Source organism: Serratia sp. K1WW1, assembly GCF_055790865.1.
The window spans coordinates 2,228,019-2,248,621 of sequence record NZ_CM147697.1 but is presented as its reverse complement, the minus strand read 5'-3'; the positions used below and the strand labels follow the sequence as shown (position 1 = coordinate 2,248,621).

At 49.1% G+C, this 20,603-nt stretch carries 19 protein-coding genes; 11 read left to right on the top strand and 8 right to left on the bottom strand.

Annotated elements, in window-relative coordinates; translation table 11 throughout:
• Window positions 1–75 precede the first annotated feature (75 nt).
• The 3 genes from ACX9GU_RS10090 to ACX9GU_RS10080 form a co-directional block, all read right to left on the bottom strand.
• The gene (locus ACX9GU_RS10090) at window positions 76–447 is read right to left on the bottom strand and encodes a RidA family protein (protein WP_121607203.1); all 372 of its coding nucleotides are present in this window, start codon (window positions 445–447) and stop codon (window positions 76–78) included.
• Window positions 447–1,247: an alpha/beta hydrolase gene (locus ACX9GU_RS10085; RefSeq protein ID WP_473194659.1), complete on the bottom strand. Its 801-nt coding sequence runs from the start codon at window positions 1,245–1,247 to the stop codon at window positions 447–449. The genes ACX9GU_RS10090 and ACX9GU_RS10085 overlap by 1 nt, the downstream gene beginning before the upstream one ends.
• Window positions 1,248–1,568: 321 nt before the next feature.
• On the bottom strand, window positions 1,569–2,471 hold the full coding sequence (locus ACX9GU_RS10080; protein WP_473194658.1) for a LysR family transcriptional regulator: 903 nt from the start codon (window positions 2,469–2,471) through the stop codon (window positions 1,569–1,571).
• A 101-nt stretch (window positions 2,472–2,572) separates the two neighbouring features.
• Here ACX9GU_RS10080 and ACX9GU_RS10075 point away from each other — a divergent pair, with 101 nt between their 5' ends.
• The 3 genes from ACX9GU_RS10075 (at window position 2,573) to ACX9GU_RS10065 (ending at window position 4,522) form a co-directional block, all read left to right on the top strand.
• Window positions 2,573–3,199 (top strand): glutathione S-transferase family protein, encoded by a 627-nt coding sequence (locus tag ACX9GU_RS10075; protein ID WP_473194657.1) that lies wholly within the window; start codon window positions 2,573–2,575, stop codon window positions 3,197–3,199.
• Window position 3,200: 1 nt separating this feature from the next.
• Window positions 3,201–4,124, top strand: coding sequence for a pyridoxamine 5'-phosphate oxidase family protein (locus tag ACX9GU_RS10070; RefSeq protein ID WP_473194656.1), 924 nt, complete (start codon window positions 3,201–3,203; stop codon window positions 4,122–4,124).
• A gap of 173 nt (window positions 4,125–4,297) precedes the next feature.
• Window positions 4,298–4,522 carry an HP1242/YdcH family protein gene (locus ACX9GU_RS10065; protein ID WP_021180872.1) on the top strand — a complete coding sequence of 75 codons (225 nt, stop codon included), beginning with the start codon at window positions 4,298–4,300 and terminating at the stop codon, window positions 4,520–4,522.
• A gap of 46 nt (window positions 4,523–4,568) precedes the next feature.
• Here the strand turns inward: ACX9GU_RS10065 and ACX9GU_RS10060 are convergent, their stop codons facing one another.
• From ACX9GU_RS10060 to ACX9GU_RS10050, 3 genes are all read right to left on the bottom strand, one after another.
• Window positions 4,569–5,645, bottom strand: a complete 1,077-nt coding sequence (locus ACX9GU_RS10060) for an ABC transporter ATP-binding protein (RefSeq protein WP_473194655.1) — start codon at window positions 5,643–5,645, stop codon at window positions 4,569–4,571.
• A 147-nt stretch (window positions 5,646–5,792) separates the two neighbouring features.
• Window positions 5,793–7,166 (bottom strand): phosphohexomutase domain-containing protein, encoded by a 1,374-nt coding sequence (locus ACX9GU_RS10055; protein WP_473194654.1) that lies wholly within the window; start codon window positions 7,164–7,166, stop codon window positions 5,793–5,795.
• Window positions 7,167–7,181: 15 nt separating this feature from the next.
• Window positions 7,182–8,222: a LacI family DNA-binding transcriptional regulator gene (locus ACX9GU_RS10050; RefSeq protein ID WP_473194653.1), complete on the bottom strand. Its 1,041-nt coding sequence runs from the start codon at window positions 8,220–8,222 to the stop codon at window positions 7,182–7,184.
• 272 nt (window positions 8,223–8,494) lie between these two features.
• Here ACX9GU_RS10050 and ACX9GU_RS10045 point away from each other — a divergent pair, with 272 nt between their 5' ends.
• From ACX9GU_RS10045 to ACX9GU_RS10010, 8 genes are all read left to right on the top strand, one after another.
• Entirely contained in the window at window positions 8,495–9,781 is a 1,287-nt protein-coding gene (locus tag ACX9GU_RS10045) for an ABC transporter substrate-binding protein (RefSeq protein ID WP_473194652.1), read from the top strand.
• A gap of 56 nt (window positions 9,782–9,837) precedes the next feature.
• On the top strand, window positions 9,838–10,713 hold the full coding sequence (locus ACX9GU_RS10040; RefSeq protein ID WP_284121359.1) for a carbohydrate ABC transporter permease: 876 nt from the start codon (window positions 9,838–9,840) through the stop codon (window positions 10,711–10,713).
• Window positions 10,714–11,538: a carbohydrate ABC transporter permease gene (locus ACX9GU_RS10035; RefSeq protein ID WP_166732883.1), complete on the top strand. Its 825-nt coding sequence runs from the start codon at window positions 10,714–10,716 to the stop codon at window positions 11,536–11,538.
• 12 nt (window positions 11,539–11,550) lie between these two features.
• On the top strand, window positions 11,551–13,134 hold the full coding sequence (locus ACX9GU_RS10030; RefSeq protein WP_473194651.1) for an alpha-glucosidase: 1,584 nt from the start codon (window positions 11,551–11,553) through the stop codon (window positions 13,132–13,134).
• Window positions 13,127–14,182: a glycoside hydrolase family 130 protein gene (locus ACX9GU_RS10025; protein WP_024486218.1), complete on the top strand. Its 1,056-nt coding sequence runs from the start codon at window positions 13,127–13,129 to the stop codon at window positions 14,180–14,182. The genes ACX9GU_RS10030 and ACX9GU_RS10025 overlap by 8 nt, the downstream gene beginning before the upstream one ends.
• Window positions 14,183–14,198: 16 nt before the next feature.
• Window positions 14,199–15,134, top strand: a complete 936-nt coding sequence (locus ACX9GU_RS10020; protein ID WP_473194650.1) for an MTP-1 family protein — start codon at window positions 14,199–14,201, stop codon at window positions 15,132–15,134.
• Window positions 15,135–15,254: 120 nt separating this feature from the next.
• The gene (locus ACX9GU_RS10015; RefSeq protein ID WP_473194649.1) at window positions 15,255–16,370 is read left to right on the top strand and encodes a hypothetical protein; all 1,116 of its coding nucleotides are present in this window, start codon (window positions 15,255–15,257) and stop codon (window positions 16,368–16,370) included.
• 655 nt (window positions 16,371–17,025) lie between these two features.
• Window positions 17,026–17,682: a sugar phosphotransferase gene (locus tag ACX9GU_RS10010; protein ID WP_349775022.1), complete on the top strand. Its 657-nt coding sequence runs from the start codon at window positions 17,026–17,028 to the stop codon at window positions 17,680–17,682.
• Between the two features lie 823 nt (window positions 17,683–18,505).
• Here the strand turns inward: ACX9GU_RS10010 and ACX9GU_RS10005 are convergent.
• Window positions 18,506–19,036, bottom strand: a complete 531-nt coding sequence (locus ACX9GU_RS10005) for a hypothetical protein (protein ID WP_473194648.1) — start codon at window positions 19,034–19,036, stop codon at window positions 18,506–18,508.
• On the bottom strand, window positions 19,033–20,313 hold the full coding sequence (locus ACX9GU_RS10000; RefSeq protein ID WP_473194647.1) for an AAA family ATPase: 1,281 nt from the start codon (window positions 20,311–20,313) through the stop codon (window positions 19,033–19,035). Before ACX9GU_RS10000 ends, ACX9GU_RS10005 begins: the two co-directional genes overlap by 4 nt.
• Between the last annotated feature and the right edge of the window lie 290 nt (window positions 20,314–20,603).

Here is a 20,603-nt window from a genome sequence, read left to right as displayed (position 1 = left end):
CGGGGACACACGCACTTGTCGCCTAGCTGTAACTTGAAATTCATAGGGTATTTAATATTTAAATTTAATTGTTAATTAAGCGACAGCGCTAACGGTGATTTCTATTTTCATCCCTGGCACCACCAATTTATCAACAATCACCGTTGAGCGGTTGGGATACGGATAATTAAAATATTGTTTGTAGATTTGATCGAGCAACTTAACGTCATTAACATCGGTAAGATAAACAATAACCTGTAATACATTATCGCTATGGCTATTGGCAGCCTTCAGCGTGGTGGCTAAATTATCAAACGTCAGCGTGATTTGTTTTTCCGGGTCTCCGGTTTCAATAGTGCCATCCTGGCGGACCGGGCCATGAGCGGTGAATAACATCCCTCCGCCTTTGGTCGCCCAGGAAAAAGGTTGCCCGATCTCCGGCAGGCCGGTTTCAATGACTGTGCGCATCAAGATACTCTCCATCGGTAAGCAGGAAACGGTTTCAGAGCGCCATCGGCAGCAAAGACCGCATCCAGCACGCTGTAATGATTAGCACCGGGGAGCGCATAACGGCTAACCGGCAGCCCCTGCGCCCGCAATGCAGAATAATAATAAAGCGATTGCCCAATCAGCTCCGGCAGTTCCGCCGCGCCGTAAAACAGCACCATGGGCTTCAAAGATAGCGGTATATTACGCGCCGGGCTTAAGGCCTCTATCTGCTGGGTGGTCAGCTTTAGCTGCTGGTTTACGTAGCTCGACAGCAGCGGCTGCAACTCAAAAATACCGCTGATGGGAAACACCGCCTGCACCAGCGGATGGTGTTGCCAATATGCCGCCAAATGTCCACCGGCAGAATGACCAGTGAGATAAACCGGCTTATCGCCACGCGGCTTCAGCCGCCGCTCGATGACATCCAGCGCTACCCCAATTTGCTGACAAATATCAGCCAGGTTAGCCGCTGGCGCCAGGGTATATTCCACCAGCACCACATCAAAACCTAATGACAATGGCATGCTGGCAATAAAAGCAAAATCCTGTTTATCACAAAACTGCCAATAGCCGCCGTGAATAAATATTATCGTGCCTTTATATTCTTCAGTTGAATAAAACCAGTCAAAAACTTCACGCGGCGCATCCCCATAAGCCATATTCAACTCATGACGTTGCTGTTGGTAAACTCGCTGACTGCGGGATTGAAATGAGAGCAGGATCTCGTTTTCATCAGCCACCGTCGTTGCGTTATCGTAACTGCCCGCTAGAAGTTTCATATATTAAACTTTGTTTATTATTTAAGATGTGAGTTAACTATTAGCAACATGTTAAAATATTGTCAAGATAGCAAATGCAGCAATGCGTGATCGGCGATATAAATTTATTTTTTCCCGCAATAAGTTTCACTGGTTAAACATTTTCGCCGTTATTTTAAAGTTTCATCCATGAAACTCGGAAATAAATTGGGTAAATTGCATAGGTGTTTAACGTACCTCAGCCCTACCCCATACGCGACAACAACACTGCACAGCTCCCTCTCCTTCGGGGAGAGGGTTGGGGTGAGGGGGGAGATGCCATTGCCATATAATTAAGGTATCTCAACTACCTGGTTGTATTTGCGCAATTTGGCTAAGGTGCTGATAGGCGTAATCCCAAAAGGTGCGCACCTTCAGCGGCATGTATTGCACGTTATTCGCCACCAATTGCACCGGCACTGGCTGGGGCTCGTAGGCGGCCAGCAGCCGCACCAGCGTACCATTGGCCAGATCGTCCGCCACCTGATAAGACAGCAGCCGAGCAATCCCCTTGCCTGCCCGCACTGCCAACAGTTGAGTTTCCACCTCGTTCAACAACAAGCGCGGCGTCAAGCGTACTCGCTCACCGTTTTCGTCAGGCCCAAAGCGCCATTCACCTGACGTCGGACGTAGAGTACCTACAATAGTGTCATGATCGCTTAACTGCGCCGGTTCCAGCGGAACCCCTCGTTGCGCCAGATAGGCTGGGCTAGCCACGGTGATGCGTGTCACCTCTCCAAGCTTACGCGCCACCTTGGAGGAATCCTGTAAATGCCCGATGCGCACCGCCACGTCCAGCCCTTCATCGATCAGCTCCAGATTGCGGTCATTTAACTGCATGTCGATGTGGATTTGCGGATAACGTTCGAGAAAAGCCATCACCATTGGTGCCACATGCTTGCGCCCAAACTGTACCGGCGAAGTAATACGCAGCAGTCCGCTCAGTTGAGCCTCTGCGGTATCCATTACCGCATCTTGATAGTCATGCAACAGAGCACGCGCGCGTTCGGCTAAACGCAAACCGGCCTCCGTAGGTGCCAGACGCCGGGTAGTGCGTTCCACCAGCCGCGCCCCCAACCGCTGCTCCAAAGAAGCAATAGCTCGGGTTACCGCCGGAGCGGAACGACGCAGCTTGCGGGCCGCACCGGCCAAACTCCCCTGCTGGATCACCGCCACAAAAATCGCCAACTCGTCCAAACGATCCATAGATTATTCCGCCAAGTGAAATTATCAATTGCCATCTTCCCGGATACCCATCATCTGGCGCAAGAGTATTCTGGTCAGCAAGACCATAAAGGAGACTCACCATGCAAACCTTGAAACTGTACGGCACTCCGGCCTCTGGCCATTGCCACCGCGTCGAGCTGCTATTGCGGATGCTAGATCTGCCTTATGAGTATTGCGAAGCCCCGGCCACGGTGCGCCGCAGCGAGGCGTTCCTGCGGCTTAATCCCGTTGGGCAGATCCCGGTATTGCTGGCCGATGAGCAGGTATTGAGCGACAGCAACGCCATCATGGTGTACCTGGTGAAACGCTATGCGCCAGATAGCCACTGGCTACCAGAAGATCCGTTGGCAGCCGCCCAAGTGCAAGCCTGGCTTTCCAAAGCGGCCGGAGAGGTACGCTATGGCCCCGCATCCTGCCGGATGGTGGTGCAATTTTCTGCGCCAGAGAACTACCCGTCTGCACAAGCCATCAGCGCACGCTTTTTACCCCAGTTAGAGCAACACTTGGCAGAACGCGAATTTTTGGCAACGTCTTTGCCGACGATTGCCGATCTGGCCTGTTACAGCTACGTGGCGGTCGCCCCGGAAGGTGGGCTTCCCCTCAAGCCCTTCCCCGCAATCCAGCACTGGCTAGATCGTATTGCCGCGCTGCCCGGGTTCTTCCCTATGCCTGCGTTACCCCTGCCTGACCAGGCTGTAGGCCAATAACATGTCTCCCTCCATGTTTCATCCCGATGAGCAGTTGGCGCAGGATCTGGCCGGTTTTGATGCGGTGAGCGGGAATATCTATACCGCCATGCCCGATCAACATCGCGAGTTCTTCGCTCACCTGCCCTACCTGTTTGTCGCCACACTGGATGAACGGCAATGGCCGGTTGCTACATTGTTCAGTGGGCCTACCGGCTTTTTGCGCTCGCCAGATGAAACACATTTGCGGATCGTTTCGCCTCGCCGGGCGGACGATCCTGCTCAGGCAGCGCTCTATCCCGGCCAGCCTGTCGGCGCATTGGGGCTAGATTTCAGTAACCGCAGGCGCAACCGGGTTAACGGCATCATTAGCCGCACGGATAAAAACCGCGTGGAGATTATGGTGCAACAAAGCTTTGGCAACTGTCCGCAGTACATTCAACGGCGAGAGCTGTTCGCCGAGCCGAGCGTTGCCGCCCCCATTGAGCAGTTGAGTTCGTTAGACGATCAGGCCCGACAACTGATCCAACAGGCGGATACCTGCTTTGTGGCCAGCTATGCCCACGGTGATTCAGCGCAAGGTGGCGTGGATATCTCGCATCGCGGCGGTAAGCCTGGGTTCATCCATCTGGCTGGCGAAACCCTGTGGATACCGGATTTTCGCGGCAACCGTTATATGAATACGCTAGGAAACCTGCTGGCACAGCCGAGGGCGGCGCTGTTGTTTATCGATTTTGCACGCGGAGACATTCTACATTTACAAGGGGAAACCCAGATCTTATGGCAGGCAGAAAATGCAGCCGTCGAAGGAGCCGAGCGCTACTGGCGATTTGATATCACCAGTGCATGGCGTTTTCGCCAGGCCTTGGGCTGGCGCGGCAGAAACGTAGAGTTCTCTCCGGCAACGTTACGCACGGGCATTTGGCAAAATCACGCAGAAAGCTAAGCGGGCGCAGCATGCGGCGCCCCTGCCCCTTCAGCAACATTGCCACGTTGTCATCAATCTGCACAGCAGGATCTATTTTTGCTAGCTAGCGCCATTTTAAATAAATCCACGCTGGGTTACAGTGAAAGTGGAGAAGCCCTCCAGTGTACAGTTTGACTCAAAGGAGCTTGAGTATGTTTCCAGAATACCGTGAGTTAATATCGCACCTGAAATCAAGCCACCCCCGCTTCCAGTCATTGTTTGATAAGCACAACCAACTCGACCACCAAATCTCCAGGTTAGAAGGGCCAGCAGGCAACGGCTACTCTGACGAGGTGGTTCGCTTGAAAAAAGAGAAGCTACATATCAAGGATGAGTTACACAAAATACTAAAGGCAGAGGAAGCCGCGGCCAAGTAGCGCACGCCGATCCCCGCGCTACTGCGGGGATCACCGCTACCTTTAGCTAAACGTCACGTATCGCCTTACCGTGCTCATCAAACACCAGAATATTATCGCAGGAGGTACCGATGCTTACCTCTTCACCGGTGGCAAGCTTCAGTTGATAAGGAACCTTCATTTGTAAGGTGCCGTATTGCCCGGAGCCAAGCAACACCACCGTGGAGTCACCGTGCATTTCGGTGAGCTCGTTTTTCACCTTCAGGCAGAGCTCGGCACTATCGGTTAAGGAGAAATGTTCGGGCCGGATACCTAATGTCAATGCCGTGCCTGCTGCCAAATCAGCATTCGCCAGCTGCGGAATAAAAAAGCTGTGCCCATTGATTTTCACCCGGCCGCTATGTTCATAGGTGACGGCAAACAGATTGATTTTCGGCGCGCCAATAAATCCGGCGACAAAGATATTGGCCGGATGGTTATAGACTTCTTCCGGCGTTCCTACCTGCTCTATTCTTCCCTGGTTCAAAATGACGATCCGATCGGCCAGCGTCATGGCTTCCGTTTGATCGTGGGTCACATAGATGGTGGTTTTACCTAGATTGTCATGCAGTTTGCCGATCTCCTGCCGCATCTGGATACGCAACGCGGCATCGAGGTTGGATAACGGTTCATCAAACAAAAACACGTTAGCGCAGCTGACTATCGAACGCCCGATCGCAACACGCTGGCGCTGGCCGCCGGATAAGTGCTGTGGCAAACGCTCCAGGTAATTATCAAGTTGCAAGATCGCGGACGCATTGGCGATCCGCGCGGCGATCTCCGGCTTCGGCGTTTTGATGTTTTTCAAACCAAACGCCAGATTTTCACGCACGGTCATATGGGGATACAGAGCGTAAGACTGGAACACCATCGCTACACCACGCTCCCCGGCATTCATATGGGTAACGTCCTTATTGTCTATCTTTATTTCACCCCCGCTAACTTCTTCGAGGCCAGCAATCATTCTGAGTAACGTAGACTTTCCGCAACCAGAAGGGCCGACCAGCACAATAAACTCCCTGGAGGCAACCTCAAGGTTTACGCTATTAATCGTTTTGATATTTCCGTAAGACTTTTCGACATTTTTGAGAGAAACGCTCGCCATTATCCACTCCAACATTGCGCTGTCATCTATTCAGCTTATCCACGGATAACTTTAATTAACCATTATATCTACAGGCGTTAAATTACGGCAAAGATAAACGCCAAAGAATAAGCCGTTTGACTATAACTTTATCGCCGCAGGCGATGACTAATCGGTAATAAATTGAATAAGCTTGGTCAACTGCGTGATTTTTTGTTCCAACAACTGAGTATCCCCGCGGGTTTCAATATTTAGCCGTAGCAGGGGTTCAGTATTGGAGGCACGCAGGTTAAAGCGCCAGTGCTCAAACTCCATGCTCAGACCGTCAGTTGCCGTGATACGCAGCACGCTATCGGCATAAAACTGTTTGATTTGCCGGATGCTGGCATCAGTATCCTCAACGGTAAAGTTAAGTTCCCCTGATACAGGGAAGTGCGCTTTGCTGGCTTCAATCAAGGAAAATAGCGATGTTGCCTTGCGCGACAGTAATTCGATCACCAGCAGCCAGGGGATCATACCGCTATCACAGTAACCAAAATTGCGGAAATAGTGGTGGGCACTCATTTCGCCACCGTAAACGGCATCATGCTGGCGCATGGTGTCTTTAATAAACGCATGGCCCGTCTTTGATTCGATCGCGGTGCCATTCAGCGCCTGCACAATCGCTTGGGTATTCCAGACCAGTCTAGGATCGTGGATGATTTTACCGCCGTTGTCGGCACGCAGGAACGTTTCCGCCAGTAAGCCGACAATGTAATAACCTTCAATAAAGTTGCCTAGATGATCGAAGAAAAAGCAGCGGTCAAAATCCCCATCCCAGGCAATGCCTAAATCCGCCTGGTGCTCAAGCACCGCCTGGCGAGTGACGCCCTGGTTCTCAGGCAGCATAGGATTTGGGATCCCGTTTGGAAAAGTGCTATCTGGCTGATGGTTGATTTTAATCATGCGGATCGGTAGCTGGCGTTTTGCCATTGCCGCTTCGAGCGCATCCAGAGTCGGGCCCGCTGCGCCGTTGCCAGCGTTGACCACAATCTTCATCGGCGTTAACACGCCAGGATTGATGTAGCTTAATAAGTGCTCAATGTAGTGTTCGCGGTTAGACTCAACGGAAAGCTGCCCTGGGGTGGCTGACGGCGTAAATTGATTTTCCTGGGCCAGTTGCTGGATCTCATACAGTCCGTTATCCCCGCTGACGGGCCGAGAATCCTGTTTAACCAGCTTCATGCCGTTGTAGTCAATCGGATTATGGCTGGCGGTAACCTGAATGCCACCATCGACGCCATAAAAGCGGGTGGCAAAGTAAACTTCTTCGGTGCCCACCATGCCGATATCAATCACATCAGCCCCGCCACTCATCAGCCCTTCTGCCAGCGCCTGCTTCAAAGCGGCACTAGTTGCCCGAGCATCTCCACCTACCACCACTTTCTGCGGCTTTAGCCACTGGCAGTAGGCACGGCCAATGCGCCAGGCAATCTCTTCATTGAGTTCCGTACCCAACTTGCCCCGAATATCGTAAGCTTTAAAACAGGTTAACTTTTCCATTTCCTTTCCATGTGGTTATGCCGAATCCCGGACAATAAGTTCATAATCGAGAAAGATATCTTCGGTTATTTGACCCGCAATCAACGCCCGGGCGGCATGACGCCCTTTGGCAACAATAGGTTGGCGGATGGTGGTCAGCGCGATCGGTGGATCCTGAATATCAATATCGTCAAACCCGGTGATCGCAATCTGACCAGGGACCGTAATATGCTGACTCTGGCAGTAGTGGTAAACGCCGAAAGCAAAGCGATCGGACAGGCAGATGATGGCCGAAATGCCCGGTTCGCGGGTAAGCAGTACCTTGGCCCCCTCTTCTCCCCCGGCTTCGTCATGCAGTTGTTCCACAACGTGGCTGGTGGTCAAATCAATACCGGCATCTGACAGCGCCTTGATGCATGCGCTAACACGCCCAAAGGCCACGCCGTTGTCAAATTCGCTGGAGAATTCAGCCAGTGATGACAGCACGCCCGCTTGCTTCTTCACCGGGAAAGCGACAATGCCGAATTTTTTATGCCCAGCCGCCAGCAGATGCTGGCAAATGGCCTTCATAGCGGCAACGTCATCAATGGAAACACAGGTGAAGTCCTGCAGTTTGATATCGGTAGTGACCACCGGCAAGCCGCTGGTTAATGCCGCCTGGACAATTTCATCATTGCTATAGGTGGCATTTAAAATATAGCCATCGACGACGGCGCTTAACATGCGCTTTTTAAATTCGTTATTCACTCTTAGTGGCATCAGCGCGATGTTAATGCCATTTTTCTCACACTCCTCGGCAATGCCACGCATCAACGCAATGTCATGACGATCGGAGAAAACATAACTCAAATTATCGTTAAAAATGACCCCAAGCGTACCGCTCTTACCGGTACGTAAAAAGCGCCCGGCCCCTGTCGGGCCATGGTAATTAATGGATTCTGCGTAGGCTAAAATCTTCTCTCGCAGTTCTGGCGAGACCTTTTCGGGCCGATTAAACACATTCGAGACGGTGGTATGTGTAACGTTTAGCGCCTCAGCAATGGTTTTAAGTGTTTCGCGTTTTTTACCAGTGGTCATGTCAAAAGCTCCGGGAAGATAAAGTTACCAAGTTGCTCATACTATATCCCAATCCGCGGTAGGAAATGATTGGTTCTCACCACCAGGAAAGGTATGTTACCCCATTTTTAACGTTAAAATTGCAACGTACGTCACCATTTTAACGTTAAAATAAAAATAATGAGATGTGAGAGCACTCACAGAATCCCTGCATCTTCGCTGCTATTTTAACGTTAAAAATTGGCCTACCAGCCTTTCTTCCTACTGACGAATAGTTCACAGGTAATCAAGCCATGCTAAAGAAAATCAACCATACCCTGCTCTCTCTGGCGATTGCCGCCAGTTGCATAGTGCTTACGGGCTGTGATGACAAAGCGGTTTCTGGTGATAATGAAAAACAGGAAATAACCCTGTGGATCGCACCCAATAACGTCCAGGAAGCATTCTGGAGCGAAGTCGTTGGCGAATGGAATCAACAAGCCGACAAAAAGAAAGTGGTCTTTTCCACCATCCCGGCGGCAGGCAGCTCAGAAGAGGCGATCATGAACGCCATTGCCTCTGACCGCGCACCGGATATTTCGGAGAATATTTTCACCGGCTTCGGTACTCAGCTGGCTGATTTGGGCCAAATCGTCGATCTCTCCTCACTCGATGGCTATGAAGCATTAATTCAAGCCCGGCAGATGGGCGATATCATGAAGAACTGGGGCTATAACGGCAAAAATTACATTCTGCCGATTTACATGAATCCGGTGCTGTTCTGGTGGCGTGGCGATCTATTACAGGAACAGGGTTTTAGCGGCATCCCGCAAACCTATGACGAGGTATACGCCCTCAGTGAAAAATATACCATCGAGAACCAACGTTATGCGGTGCAAGCCACATCTGGCCGCAACTGGTGGGACCGCTGGTTTGATTTTATCGCCCTCTATTACGCTCAGAGTGGCGGCAAGCCTTATATCGCCGACAAGCAAGCCACCTATGACAACCAGGCTGGGCGCGACGTCATCGGTTTCTTAAATACGCTGTTTGAAAAGAAATGGACGGTCTACGACTTCGGCCAGGATGACCCATTGGTGACCGGCAAAGTGATGGGCGCAGTGCGCGGCCCCTGGGATATCAGCCGCTATCAGCAACAGTATCCGGAAATCCTCAAGCAGATAAAGATTGGCCCGATGCTGGTCAAAGATAAACAGGAAATGCCTTACACCTTTGCCGATGGTAAAGGGCTGGTCCTGTTCAGCCATTCCAAGGTCAAACCCGAAGCTTGGGAGTTTATCCAGTGGGTGTTCAGCCAACCCAAATTCGATAAGCGCTGGGTTGAACTGACGGGTATGCCACCGGCCAGAGCGGATTTGCTTACCAACCCACTGTTTACCCAATATTACCAGGATAACCCTTACGCCGCGGTCTACGCCAAATATGTCAACGTGGCAATACCGCCTGCATCCAGCAGTGAAACGGTGGAAATTCAACGCAGTATGACGCAAATGCTGGAGAAAACCGTGTTTAAAACCGTAACGCCGGATGAAGCTTTGCAGCAATCCGCGCAGGAAGTGAACGCGCTGTTAAAGCCCTGATTACTCCATTTTATGGATTTCTCGTTTAATGCTTCATCTGAGGGTGGCCGTTAGTTATGATTTTTCCAAAGCTTAAAGATAAACATGTAGGCGGTATTCTGGCGGCCTCCTATCTGGGATATACCAGTATATTCTGGCTGTACCCCTTTATTTGGCTCGCAGTGTTATCGCTGACTGAATGGCGTTTTGTAGGCATTCCTTCGTTCAACGGCGTGCAAAATTTTATTATGGTGTTGCAAGATCCGTTGTTCTGGAAATCGATGTTGAACGTACTGCGTTTTTTAATGTACTACCTGCCGGTAGTATTCATTTCTTCGCTACTGTTCGCGTTTGGCTTACAGAAATTGAAGTATGGCAGAACCTTTGTTGGCCTGAGTTTTTTATTAGCCAACGTCTCTTCCGGCGTGGCCTATTCCATCGTATTCTCCAAGATCTTTAGCCAGAACGGGCCGTTGAACACCTTTCTGGATGAATGGTTCGGCTTTACTCTGCCCTGGCTCACCAGCCCGGACTTCGCCATGTTGTCCATCTCGCTGGTGGTGACCTGGAAGTTTGTCGGCTATTACGGACTGATACTCTTTTCTGGTCTGAACAGCATCCCCAAAGAAATTTACTCGGCAGCGGAACTGGATAACACCCGGCCTCTCAAGCGATTGTTCCGTATCACATTACCGCTGATCAACCCGCAATTGATTATGGTGCTGGTATTAGCCATTACGGTCTCTTTTGCGATCTTTACCGAACCCTATCTGATTACCGGCGGTGGCCCATTAAACAGCACCACGACGCCGATGATCGTGATGTATGAGGCCGCATTTATGAAAATGCAACCTAGCTGGGCAGCCACCATGTCTATTTTTATCGCACTGATTAGCTTCACCCTGATCCTGATCGTCAGAAAGCTGCTGGAAAGAAAGGTGGAGATCGTTTAAATGAAAAAATCTATCAACAGCCTGATTATTCATCTGGTTATGTTCTTTTTGGCGCTCTCGTGGCTGTACCCTTATATCTGGATGGTGCTTTCCTCCTTCAAACCAACCGCCGATATTTATACCAGCGGGATGTTTGAAGGGGCTTATTCACTCGATAACTATCGTTTTCTGTTTGAAAGCACCGGGCGGGTAGAGAAACCCTTTTTAAAAACCTTGCTTAACTCGTTGTTTATTTCTACTACGGTGACGGTAGCAGTTACCCTCAGTTCGATGTTTATCGGTTTTGCGCTGGCTAAAATGCAGTTTACCGGCCAACGGTTATTTAAAAACCTGCTGTTTTTACAAATGGTGTTCCCGGCATTTATGTTTATCATCCCGCAATTCGTTCTGGTTCGGGAGCTGGGGCTGTTAAACACTTACAGCGCCATGATTGTGCCGTTCCTGATGAGTGCCTGGGGGATCTTTATGATTTCACAAAGCTTTCAGGGGACGCCTAACGACTATATTCATGCGGCCAAGATCGATAACGCCAGCCTGTGGCAAATTATGATCTACCTGATGATGCCGCTGAACAAGGCAATTATCGCCATCGTGGCGCTGTTCACCTTCGTCGGTACCTGGGACAACTTCCTGTGGCCACTGATCGTTATCCAGGACGAAAGCAAAATGCCGCTGTCAGTGTTGCTGGCCACCTTCAGTAAATCCTATGGCGTCTATGTGGGGCCAGTGATCGCCGGTGCCGTGCTCCAGACCATCCCGATCGTCGTGCTGTTTATCTTATTCCGTAAGTACTTTATGCAGGGCATGTCCCTGTCGCTGAAATAAGGGACTCGTGCAATGACTGATCAAGCGTGGTGGCGTGAGGCCGTGTTCTATCAGGTTTATCTACCCAGTTTCCAGGACGGCAACGGAGATGGGACAGGCGATCTTCATGGGCTGATTGATCGGCTGGATTACCTGCAGGAACTGGGGATTGGCGGGTTATGGATCACCCCTTTCTACCCTTCTCCTCAGGTGGATAACGGTTATGACATTAGCGATTATCTTAATATCGCCCCGCAGTATGGCACGCTGGCGGTTTTCGAGCGGTTAATCGCCGAAGCCCATCGGCGTAATATTCGGGTGATCATTGATATGGTGCTTAACCACGTCTCTACCGAGCATCCGTGGTTTAAAGACGCGCTGAATAATCCGCACAGCCAATATCGTGACTATTTTATTTTCACTCGCCAACCCAATAACTGGCAGTCGTTTTTTGGTGGATCGGCATGGGAGCCTGAAGCTACTGGCGGTGAATACTATTACCACAAGTTTGCCATTGAGCAGGCCGACCTGAACTGGGCCAACCCGGCGGTCGCAGAGCTTGCCAAGGGTGTACTGGACTTCTGGCAAGCCTTGGGGGTGGATGGTTTCCGGCTGGACGTGATCAACTTCCTGTCATGCAGCACCCAGCGAACAGATAACCCTCCGCTGGAAAACGGTGAACAGCAGCACCTGTACGATATTAATCAGCCCGGTATCGAGTCATGCCTCGCTGATTTAATCGCGCATGCGCGGGCCAAAAGCCCCTGCTTTATTGTCGGTGAGGTGGGCAGTGACAAGCTCGAGGAACTGGCACGCTATCAGTCCGCCGACTTATGCGATGTGGTTTTCAATTTTAACCTGGGCAGCCTGCCCACCTTCGATTTGCCGCAGATCGTTGAGCAGTTGAAGCTGATGAACGACCTGCCAGGCAATGTGCCGACACTGTTTTTCTCTAGCCACGATATGCCCAGGATGATCAGCCGCTTCGGCGAGTTCGCTGGCGACATTGCCAGGGCGCGTGCGGTGGCTTGCCTGCAATTAATGGCCCACGGTGTGCCGTTTATTTATAACGGTGAAGAGGTGGGCATGCAGGACTATGTCGCCACCGAAGCGGGTGCCATTTACGACATTCAGGGCAGGACACAGTATCAACAGAAGCTGGCCGCATGTGGCAACCCGGAGGAGGCACTTCAGTTTGCGTTAACCAAAAGCCGTGATAATTCACGCTCGCCCATGCAATGGTCTGCAGCCCCCTTTGCCGGTTTTAGTACCCACCAGCCGTGGATGCCGGTCAATGAAAACTATCGCCAGATCAATGTGGCGGCTGCACAAAATGCGTGCCATTCCCTTTGGCATGATTATCAACAACTCATTGCCCTGCGCGCTCAATATCCCGTGTTTCACTACGGCGTCTATGACCAATTGAGGCAGGTCAAAGACACCCTGATATTCAGCCGCCGTTATCGCCAACAGCGCGCCACCGTCACCATCAATTTTGGGGGGAATTATTTATTGCAGGTACCGACCCACGGGAAGGTTTTATTTGATACACGCACAGTGCCCGGCCAATTGACTCACAATGATATCGTAATTTTTATCGAGGACAGTAATGATTAGATTTTCTGGTAACCCATTAATTACCCCCCAGGACATAACGCCAAGTCGTCCGGGATTTAAGGTTGAATGCGCTTTCAATGCGGGCGTCACCCGGCTTGGCGATGAAACCATTATGTTGGTCCGCATTGCGGAAAGCGTGATCCCCAAGAACGAAGGCACCACCGTAGTACCTTGGCTGCAAGAAACCCCCGCGGGCTGGCAGGTGACTACCCGGGAGTTTTGGCATAACGACCCTGCCTATGATTTTAGCGATCCACGGCTGATCACCTACAAAGCAGATCCGGCGATCGTCTATCTGACTTCACTCTCTCATCTGCGGGTGGCGAGAAGCGGCAATGGCGTGGATTTTGTCGTTGATACTCAGCCGCTGATTTTCCCGGACAACGGCTATGAAACCTTTGGCTGTGAGGATGCCCGCATCACCGAGATCGAGGGGGCTTTTTATATTAACTATTCCGCCGTCTCCTCCAAGGGTATTTGCACGGCGCTGGCGGTAACCAAGGACTTCACCTCTGTTGAACGTCTGGGATTGATTTTCTGCCCGGATAACCGCGACGTTTGCCTGTTCCCGGAAAAGGTGGGCGGCAAGTACCTGGCTCTGCATCGCCCGGCGCCCAAACACTTCGGTAAACCCGAGATTTGGCTGGCCAGCTCCAACGATTTGCTGCACTGGGGACAGCACCAGCATCTGCTGGGCACATCGCAAGATCCCTGGGATGCGTTAAAGCTGGGTGGCGGCGCTCCCATGCTGAAAACGACAAAAGGCTGGCTGCAAATTTACCATGGGGTAGACGTGGATCAACGTTATGCCCTGGGTGCCATGCTGCTCGATTTGGACGATCCTACCCGTATTCTCGCCAAATCGCCGGTTCCCTTGTTGCAACCGCAAGCGCCTTACGAGCTTTACGGCTTCTTTGATAACGTCGTCTTTACCTGCGGTGCGTTGATTGAGAACGATACCCTGCGGGTCTACTACGGCGCCGCTGACGAAAGCATGTGCCTGGCTGAAATGCCGCTGGCCCAACTATGGCAACACCTGTCGGTGTAATGAGGGAAAATACGCAATGAAGACTAATTCTCCGGCCAGCGTGGCACAACTGATTGCCGACTATCACCAGCGAACGTCGGGTATCACCTTCACCACTGACCGGCTCGAATTCACCGGTGTAGGTGACAAGGATGTTTACAACATTACCGCTCCCTTTACCTCGGCCGGGCTGCAAGTCATCGCCGGACGGGTTGAGGCCAGGGACTCTGAGCACTCGACCATTGTTTTCTTCCAAGAGCAGCAGGGAAAATGGGCTCCGGTGGAAAATGCACCCACGTTCCCGTTACAGGATCCCTTTTTCTGTTTTATCGCTGGTGAACTGATATTTGGTGGCGTCGAGATCAACCCCCATCCCGAGCACCCAGAGCAGCTTATCTGGCACACCGTGTTTTATCGCGGCCGTGACATCCTGTCATTAAACCGTTTTGCGTGCGGCCCTTCAGGCATGAAAGATATCCGCCTATGCCAGATCCAACCAGGGCGCATTGGGGTATTTACCCGGCCACAGGGCAACATCGGCGGCAGGGGAACCATTGGATATGTTGAGATCAGCTGCCTGGAGGAACTCACGCCAGACACTATCGCCAATGCGCAACTACTCGATCGGCAGTTCAACAGCGACGAATGGGGCGGCGTCAACGAAACGCATTTACTGAGCGACGGCACTATCGGCTTACTGGCCCATATCGCCTGTTTTGATCAACAACAAAGGAGGCACTACTACCCGGGCGTCTTTATCTTCAATCCGGACACTAAAAACTACAGCCCCATAAAAATAATTGCAGCAAGAAGTAATCTGCTACCAGGCGATGCTAAACGCCCTGACTTGGTAGATGTCATTTTCCCAGGCGGCCTTATCGCATTAGCCGATAATCGTTGGCGGTTATATGTCGGTGCCAGCGACGCACAAGCGCACTGGATTGATATTGAGGATCCTTTTATCGGGATTTAATTCGCAAGCAATCGAAATTGCGCTTTTAACTGGCTTAATGGAAAAACTAATATTAATAATATTGGATGGTATTGCTATTGCCAAAAACCAGGCAATACCACCAGTTTAGAAGGGATTATAATGAAATACTCTAAAATTTTTTCTCTGCTGTTGCTGGCTGGTCTCAGCGCTACCGTTCATGCGGAGAGCGCACTAATTAAAGGTAATACCCCAAGTGCTGAAAGTCGCCCTATTTTCGCCGGTGACAAGATTAGAATAATTAAAGAGAATGGCGAGACGGTGGAAACGGTAGTAGAACTCAGCGATGAGAGCGTAGGCATTATTCGTCTACCAAAGGATGAACGTTCCTATTTCCACGGTAACTGGTTGGCAGAGTATAAAATAGAGCATTTCCGCAATGAAGGCCGCAGCACCAACTCCCGTCCGGTGCATGAAATCGTCTTCGCCGATGGGCGGGTCAACTTTGGTGACACTGGCTGGAACACCGGTTTCGTACTCAAGCAGGTACATTTTACCAACGACTCACGCAATGACAGCCAGCATAAAGTCGATTTTCGCATGATCGAAATGGAAATTCGTCCGGCGTGGGCGAAAAGTATAGATAAACACTGGTTTATGCTGGAAGGGATCTACCTGGGTAAAACCGGCTATGAGAAGAACCGTACCACCGGCAGCAACAACAATATTGGCGGTGATGGTTATGGCTTCCGCCCATACTACCGTTATCAGGTATCGGACAACTTCAGCGTCAACACCGATATTAAAATGCTGGTAGAAGACAAGGATGCCCGCGGTGCCGATAGCGGACGTTTCCAATTTTATGAAGCGCTGGTGAATTTTAACTATCACATAGCGGATCGTGTGAACGTCGGATTTGAAGTGTTCCGCAAAGAGGGCCAGGACTTCAACCATGATGGCGACAAGACGGCGAACGTGCTGGAACAGGAATTTCGCCCATGGGTTGCCTGGAGCATGGGTAAAAGTAACTTCCTGCTTAAGATGGAGCCTCAATTACGCCGCATTGGCGGGCGTGATGGCTATAAGGAAACCTCCAGAAGCGAGAAGTATATCTTTAACTATAGCTACCCGATCACCGATAGATTTTATGCGGTGGCCGAGTACTTTTACCGGGTAGAGCACGACAAAAAATTCTGGGATCACAACGTTCGCGACCCGAATGCATATAAAAATACTGAGACCAATTTCGGCAAACTGGGTGTGAACTATGTTTTCTAAGTTGAAAGCAATAACTCAATAAAAATAAGGTAACAACATGAAATTATTAAATACCCTGGTTTGCCTGATCGGATTAACCACGTTTTCTGCCGCTGCCGCCCTGGTTAACCCAACGCATCTGGATGCGCTGTACCAAAAGATCACCCTAGCCAATAAAACGGAATTGGGTCTGATCCATATCTATAGCGAATACCCGGATTACCGCTGGGTTAAAGATCCTATCGAGGGCGTATCGGCAATCGATGACGTCGCACGGGCGGTGGTCTTTTATCAGCGTCAGTATCAATCAAACGGCTCGGCGGCAGACCTGGAAAAGGTTAAATCACTGGTGCAATTCATTCTCCACCAGCAAGCGGATAACGGCTATTTCTATAACTTTATCTACCCCGACCATTCCATTAATAAAACCTACAAAACCAGCGTAGCGGAACCCAACTGGTGGACATGGCGCGCCCTATGGGCATTGACTGAGGCTTACCCAACCCTGGCAAAGACGGATGCAACGCTGGCGAAAAAGGTGCATGAAACCATTTTCGCCACCACCGATGTCATTTATAAAGACTTTAACTTCAAGCAGACACGCGGTGAAAAAGACGGTATCGCGGTCGCTGAGTGGTTGCCGCAGACCGCAGGCGATCAGGCGGGCGTATTGTTGATGGGCCTGAGCAATGCCTACTCGCTGGGCTCCAAGCCAGAAATTGAAAAAATGATGCGCACATTAGCGGCGGGCATCATGCTGATGCAGGTTCAGGATAGCTCCTCACCGGTAAACGGCGCGTTTTTAAGCTGGCAGAATATGTGGCACGGCTACGGTAACAGCCAGGCTTATGCTCTGCTTACGGCGGGCGAGAAGCTGGGCGACCGGGATATGATCAAGGCCGCGTTTAACGAACTGGATCATTTCCAACCCGCGCTCATCAAAAAAGGGCTGGCAAACTGGTTCACCGTTCAACAGAAAGGTGAAAAGGTCACCGTGATCGAGGAACAAAAGTTTGCCCAGATAGCCTATATCATCCGCCCGATGGTGTTTGCCAACGTCAAGGCCTGGCAAATATCACGTGATACCGCTTATCTGCAGCAAGCCGTCGATTTATCCCTGTGGCTGTTTAAGCAGAACCCGGCAAAAGCGCAAATGTACTTCCCTGCCACCGGGATCGCATTTGACGGTATAGACTCCCCCACCAAGGTGAATAAAAACTCGGGGGCAGAGTCCACCATTGAAGCCTTGCTCACGCTGCAAATCGTGGAATCGATCCCTGAGGCTAAACGTCTGCTGGATGCCGCGTTAACAAAACTGGATATCGAGCGTTAATCCCAACCGACTGACCTGGGGCGCTGCATACGGCGCCCCAACGGCCAAACATGTGCGTCTCTCCCCATCCAACAACATTGCTACCTTATCATCAACCTGAATTGCAGGTTCTTTTTTTGCTAGCTAGCGCCATTTTAAATAAATTCACGCTGGGTTATAGTGAAAGTGGAGAAGCCCTCCAGTGTACAGTTTGTACTCAAAGGGGCTTGAGTATGTTTCCAGAATACTGTGAGTTAATATCGCATCTGAAATCAAGCCCTCCGCTTTCAGTTATTGTTTGAAAAAAAATAGCCAACTCGACCTCCAAATACCTTAATTAGAAGGGCCAACAGACAACGTCTACTCTGACTGGTTGGTTAGCTTGAAAAAAGAAAAGCATATGTTAAAGATGAGATATACAGAATACTAGAGACAGGGGTGGCCAATTTGCATCATTAGTCTCTTTTCTTAATAGAAAGAGCGGGGAATTTCTTAGTCATTTTGAAGCATTGGTTGTAAATTTCGCTAATGCTATATGAAAACCATCTCCGATATTCTCTAATATGTAGTTGTGTTTATACGTAGAATTTACTATAGGTTAAGCATGAGTTAAGCTTTGGTTATTTATAGTTGCCCCACGTTTACGGAGAGAATTTTTGCATACGCAAAGAAACCCTGTCATATCTCATTAAAATTCATAACATTAAAAAGAGCCAAAGCTAAACCTATAAATCACTATCATATGCAACTCACTCCATTGCAAAACCTCGCTAGATAAACCCATAATTTAACAAAAAAAGCCCCCAGCTTGCCCCAGAGGCTACAAATAAATATAAACAATGAATTACAACTCAAACATCCTCCTTATTTCCATGAAGATCTCTGATGAGGGGTTAGTTCTATCCTCTATAACAGACGAGAAAAAAAGCTCAGTTAAATGCTCATCATACCACTTTTCAGTAATAACAAGTTCTATGCCATAGGCTGCTCTCATCTCTTGTTTAGCATGCTGAGAATCTCTAATTTCCTGGGTAAACCCCTTGGATTTAAGCAATAACCCTTCTAAACAAAATGGACTAGCTTGAACTATAACTATATTTTTTCTATGACAGACTTTCCTTACTTCTGCCGACACCTGCAAATCAGAATCTATGAACATATATTTACTATCATATTCACCAGGATAGTTTATAGCCCTATTTAATACACCTCGTGGGCCACCACCACCCGCTTCATCAATTGCAACACGCAAGCCACCATCCCTTTGAATTATAAACCTTTTCACTCTTTCTAAAAATTTTTTATCCGAGACTCCTTCACAGATTATCAATCGAGTTTTATTAGCAACGCGAGCTTTCCGTGTATTCTTTTTCATAGTTCAGGAACTCCACCAAAGGCTCCTGACAAATATTTAGCCGCTAAGTTTTCATCTGCCCTTGCTTCAGATGCCGGGAACTCATCCAAGCGGAAACATTCACTAATATTGTTTTTTTTCTCACAAATAATAACTCTATTCTTACCTAAATAATTTATTAGCTCCGGTTTATGACAAGCGAAAATTAGTTGGGCACCATGGGGATTTGTCTCTTGATCGCTAAAAAGCTCTAAGATAGGTTTAACCATATGTGGATGTAGATCATCACCCAACTCATCGATAAAACAATGTCCGCCTTCATCAAGTGTAGTTATTATATCAAAAAGACGAACATATGCACTTTGCGTTCCTGCAGATTCTAAAATAAATGGCAGTTCGAATTTTTTACCATTCTCTAGTAAATGCACTCCAAACAAAAGATAGTGTTCTTTCTCTGTCCCATTATCTCCTTTACTTTCTTCTTTTTCAATTCTAATATCATCAAGACCTAAGTCCCACTTTTTGAGTATACTTTTTACTTTTTCTAGAGATTTAGGGGAGTCAAAGAAAAACTCAGAAGCCTCTTCAATATCGCTATACTCGTGATGATTTCGCCCAAAAAAATTAACATTAGTCCTAGATGCCATAAAACCAGTTATTTTATCAGCAAGCTCAACGCCAACTCTACGAGCAGAAGACACAACACTAGTATTACATGGCGTTCTTTTACCCTCAGCAATCCCTAGCGGAAAAATTTTATTTTTCTCTTTATAATTATATTTTATTTTCTTTAAGAATCCTTCCATACCTTTTTTAGATGGTTTTTTCGCTACTTTCTTCAAGTCAGCGCTGAGTTCATCCGCAGTACTAAGGTCTATTTCTCTTTTGAATACATATATATATTTATTATTGCTTTTTTTATAAAGATTCTCCTCAAGAATAAATGCAGAGCATGTGCGAAGTTCATACTTATAAAAATCATCATCCAAAATAAATTCCACATTTATTTCACATGTAGCATTCAGCCCTTCATTTATAGGTATATACATGTCGTCAGTCAACCTTTCAGGGATCTTCCAAAACAACCATGCAAGAAACGGAATGGGTTTCAATAATGTAGTTTTACCAGAAGCGTTAGCCCCCATGATCGCAGTGATAATGTTAACTTTTTGACCGTTTACCTCTCTCCACAACTCTTTATGGGGATCTCGAGAGGTAGTTGTCAGCTCTACAACGCCCCCCTCAGCTCCGAAACTACCAAAATTCTTTACTTCATATCTTAAAATCGCCGTAGTCATAAGGCACCTTTTCATACATTATTACGTTCGAATTCAACTTAGACTAATCCATAGCCAAGCAAAACTCCAGCATTGGGTTTAAGACCCCCCTAAGCCCTACAGGCCCAGCAGAGATATGCGCCTTTTTAATGGTCGTTAATTTTAAGGCGGATTTTACTATGCGCAGGATGCGCCTTTACTTTAAATGCACCAAAGCTGAAAAAGAAGGAGCTGCTGGAAGCAGAAAACGTACTATTTAACTCTATGTGGGCGTTTGATCACAGACAAACTTAAGCGTAAGTGATTGAATA

What these genes read in the sequence shown, in the direction of transcription:
- ACX9GU_RS10075 (WP_473194657.1), top strand. Translation starts at nt 2,573, where the DNA reads ATGCAAACCTTGAAACTGTACGGCACTCCGGCCTCTGGCCATTGCCAC.
- ACX9GU_RS10045 (WP_473194652.1), top strand. Translation starts at nt 8,495, where the DNA reads ATGCTAAAGAAAATCAACCATACCCTGCTCTCTCTGGCGATTGCCGCC.
- ACX9GU_RS10040 (WP_284121359.1), top strand. Translation starts at nt 9,838, where the DNA reads ATGATTTTTCCAAAGCTTAAAGATAAACATGTAGGCGGTATTCTGGCG.
- ACX9GU_RS10065 (WP_021180872.1), top strand. Translation starts at nt 4,298, where the DNA reads ATGTTTCCAGAATACCGTGAGTTAATATCGCACCTGAAATCAAGCCAC.
- ACX9GU_RS10025 (WP_024486218.1), top strand. Translation starts at nt 13,127, where the DNA reads ATGATTAGATTTTCTGGTAACCCATTAATTACCCCCCAGGACATAACG.
- ACX9GU_RS10035 (WP_166732883.1), top strand. Translation starts at nt 10,714, where the DNA reads ATGAAAAAATCTATCAACAGCCTGATTATTCATCTGGTTATGTTCTTT.
- ACX9GU_RS10085 (WP_473194659.1), bottom strand. Translation starts at nt 1,247, where the DNA reads ATGAAACTTCTAGCGGGCAGTTACGATAACGCAACGACGGTGGCTGAT.
- ACX9GU_RS10070 (WP_473194656.1), top strand. Translation starts at nt 3,201, where the DNA reads ATGTCTCCCTCCATGTTTCATCCCGATGAGCAGTTGGCGCAGGATCTG.
- ACX9GU_RS10090 (WP_121607203.1), bottom strand. Translation starts at nt 447, where the DNA reads ATGCGCACAGTCATTGAAACCGGCCTGCCGGAGATCGGGCAACCTTTT.
- ACX9GU_RS10050 (WP_473194653.1), bottom strand. Translation starts at nt 8,222, where the DNA reads ATGACCACTGGTAAAAAACGCGAAACACTTAAAACCATTGCTGAGGCG.
- ACX9GU_RS10060 (WP_473194655.1), bottom strand. Translation starts at nt 5,645, where the DNA reads ATGGCGAGCGTTTCTCTCAAAAATGTCGAAAAGTCTTACGGAAATATC.
- ACX9GU_RS10010 (WP_349775022.1), top strand. Translation starts at nt 17,026, where the DNA reads ATGGGCCTGAGCAATGCCTACTCGCTGGGCTCCAAGCCAGAAATTGAA.
- ACX9GU_RS10030 (WP_473194651.1), top strand. Translation starts at nt 11,551, where the DNA reads ATGACTGATCAAGCGTGGTGGCGTGAGGCCGTGTTCTATCAGGTTTAT.
- ACX9GU_RS10020 (WP_473194650.1), top strand. Translation starts at nt 14,199, where the DNA reads ATGAAGACTAATTCTCCGGCCAGCGTGGCACAACTGATTGCCGACTAT.
- ACX9GU_RS10015 (WP_473194649.1), top strand. Translation starts at nt 15,255, where the DNA reads ATGAAATACTCTAAAATTTTTTCTCTGCTGTTGCTGGCTGGTCTCAGC.
- ACX9GU_RS10055 (WP_473194654.1), bottom strand. Translation starts at nt 7,166, where the DNA reads ATGGAAAAGTTAACCTGTTTTAAAGCTTACGATATTCGGGGCAAGTTG.
- ACX9GU_RS10000 (WP_473194647.1), bottom strand. Translation starts at nt 20,313, where the DNA reads ATGACTACGGCGATTTTAAGATATGAAGTAAAGAATTTTGGTAGTTTC.
- ACX9GU_RS10005 (WP_473194648.1), bottom strand. Translation starts at nt 19,036, where the DNA reads ATGAAAAAGAATACACGGAAAGCTCGCGTTGCTAATAAAACTCGATTG.
- ACX9GU_RS10080 (WP_473194658.1), bottom strand. Translation starts at nt 2,471, where the DNA reads ATGGATCGTTTGGACGAGTTGGCGATTTTTGTGGCGGTGATCCAGCAG.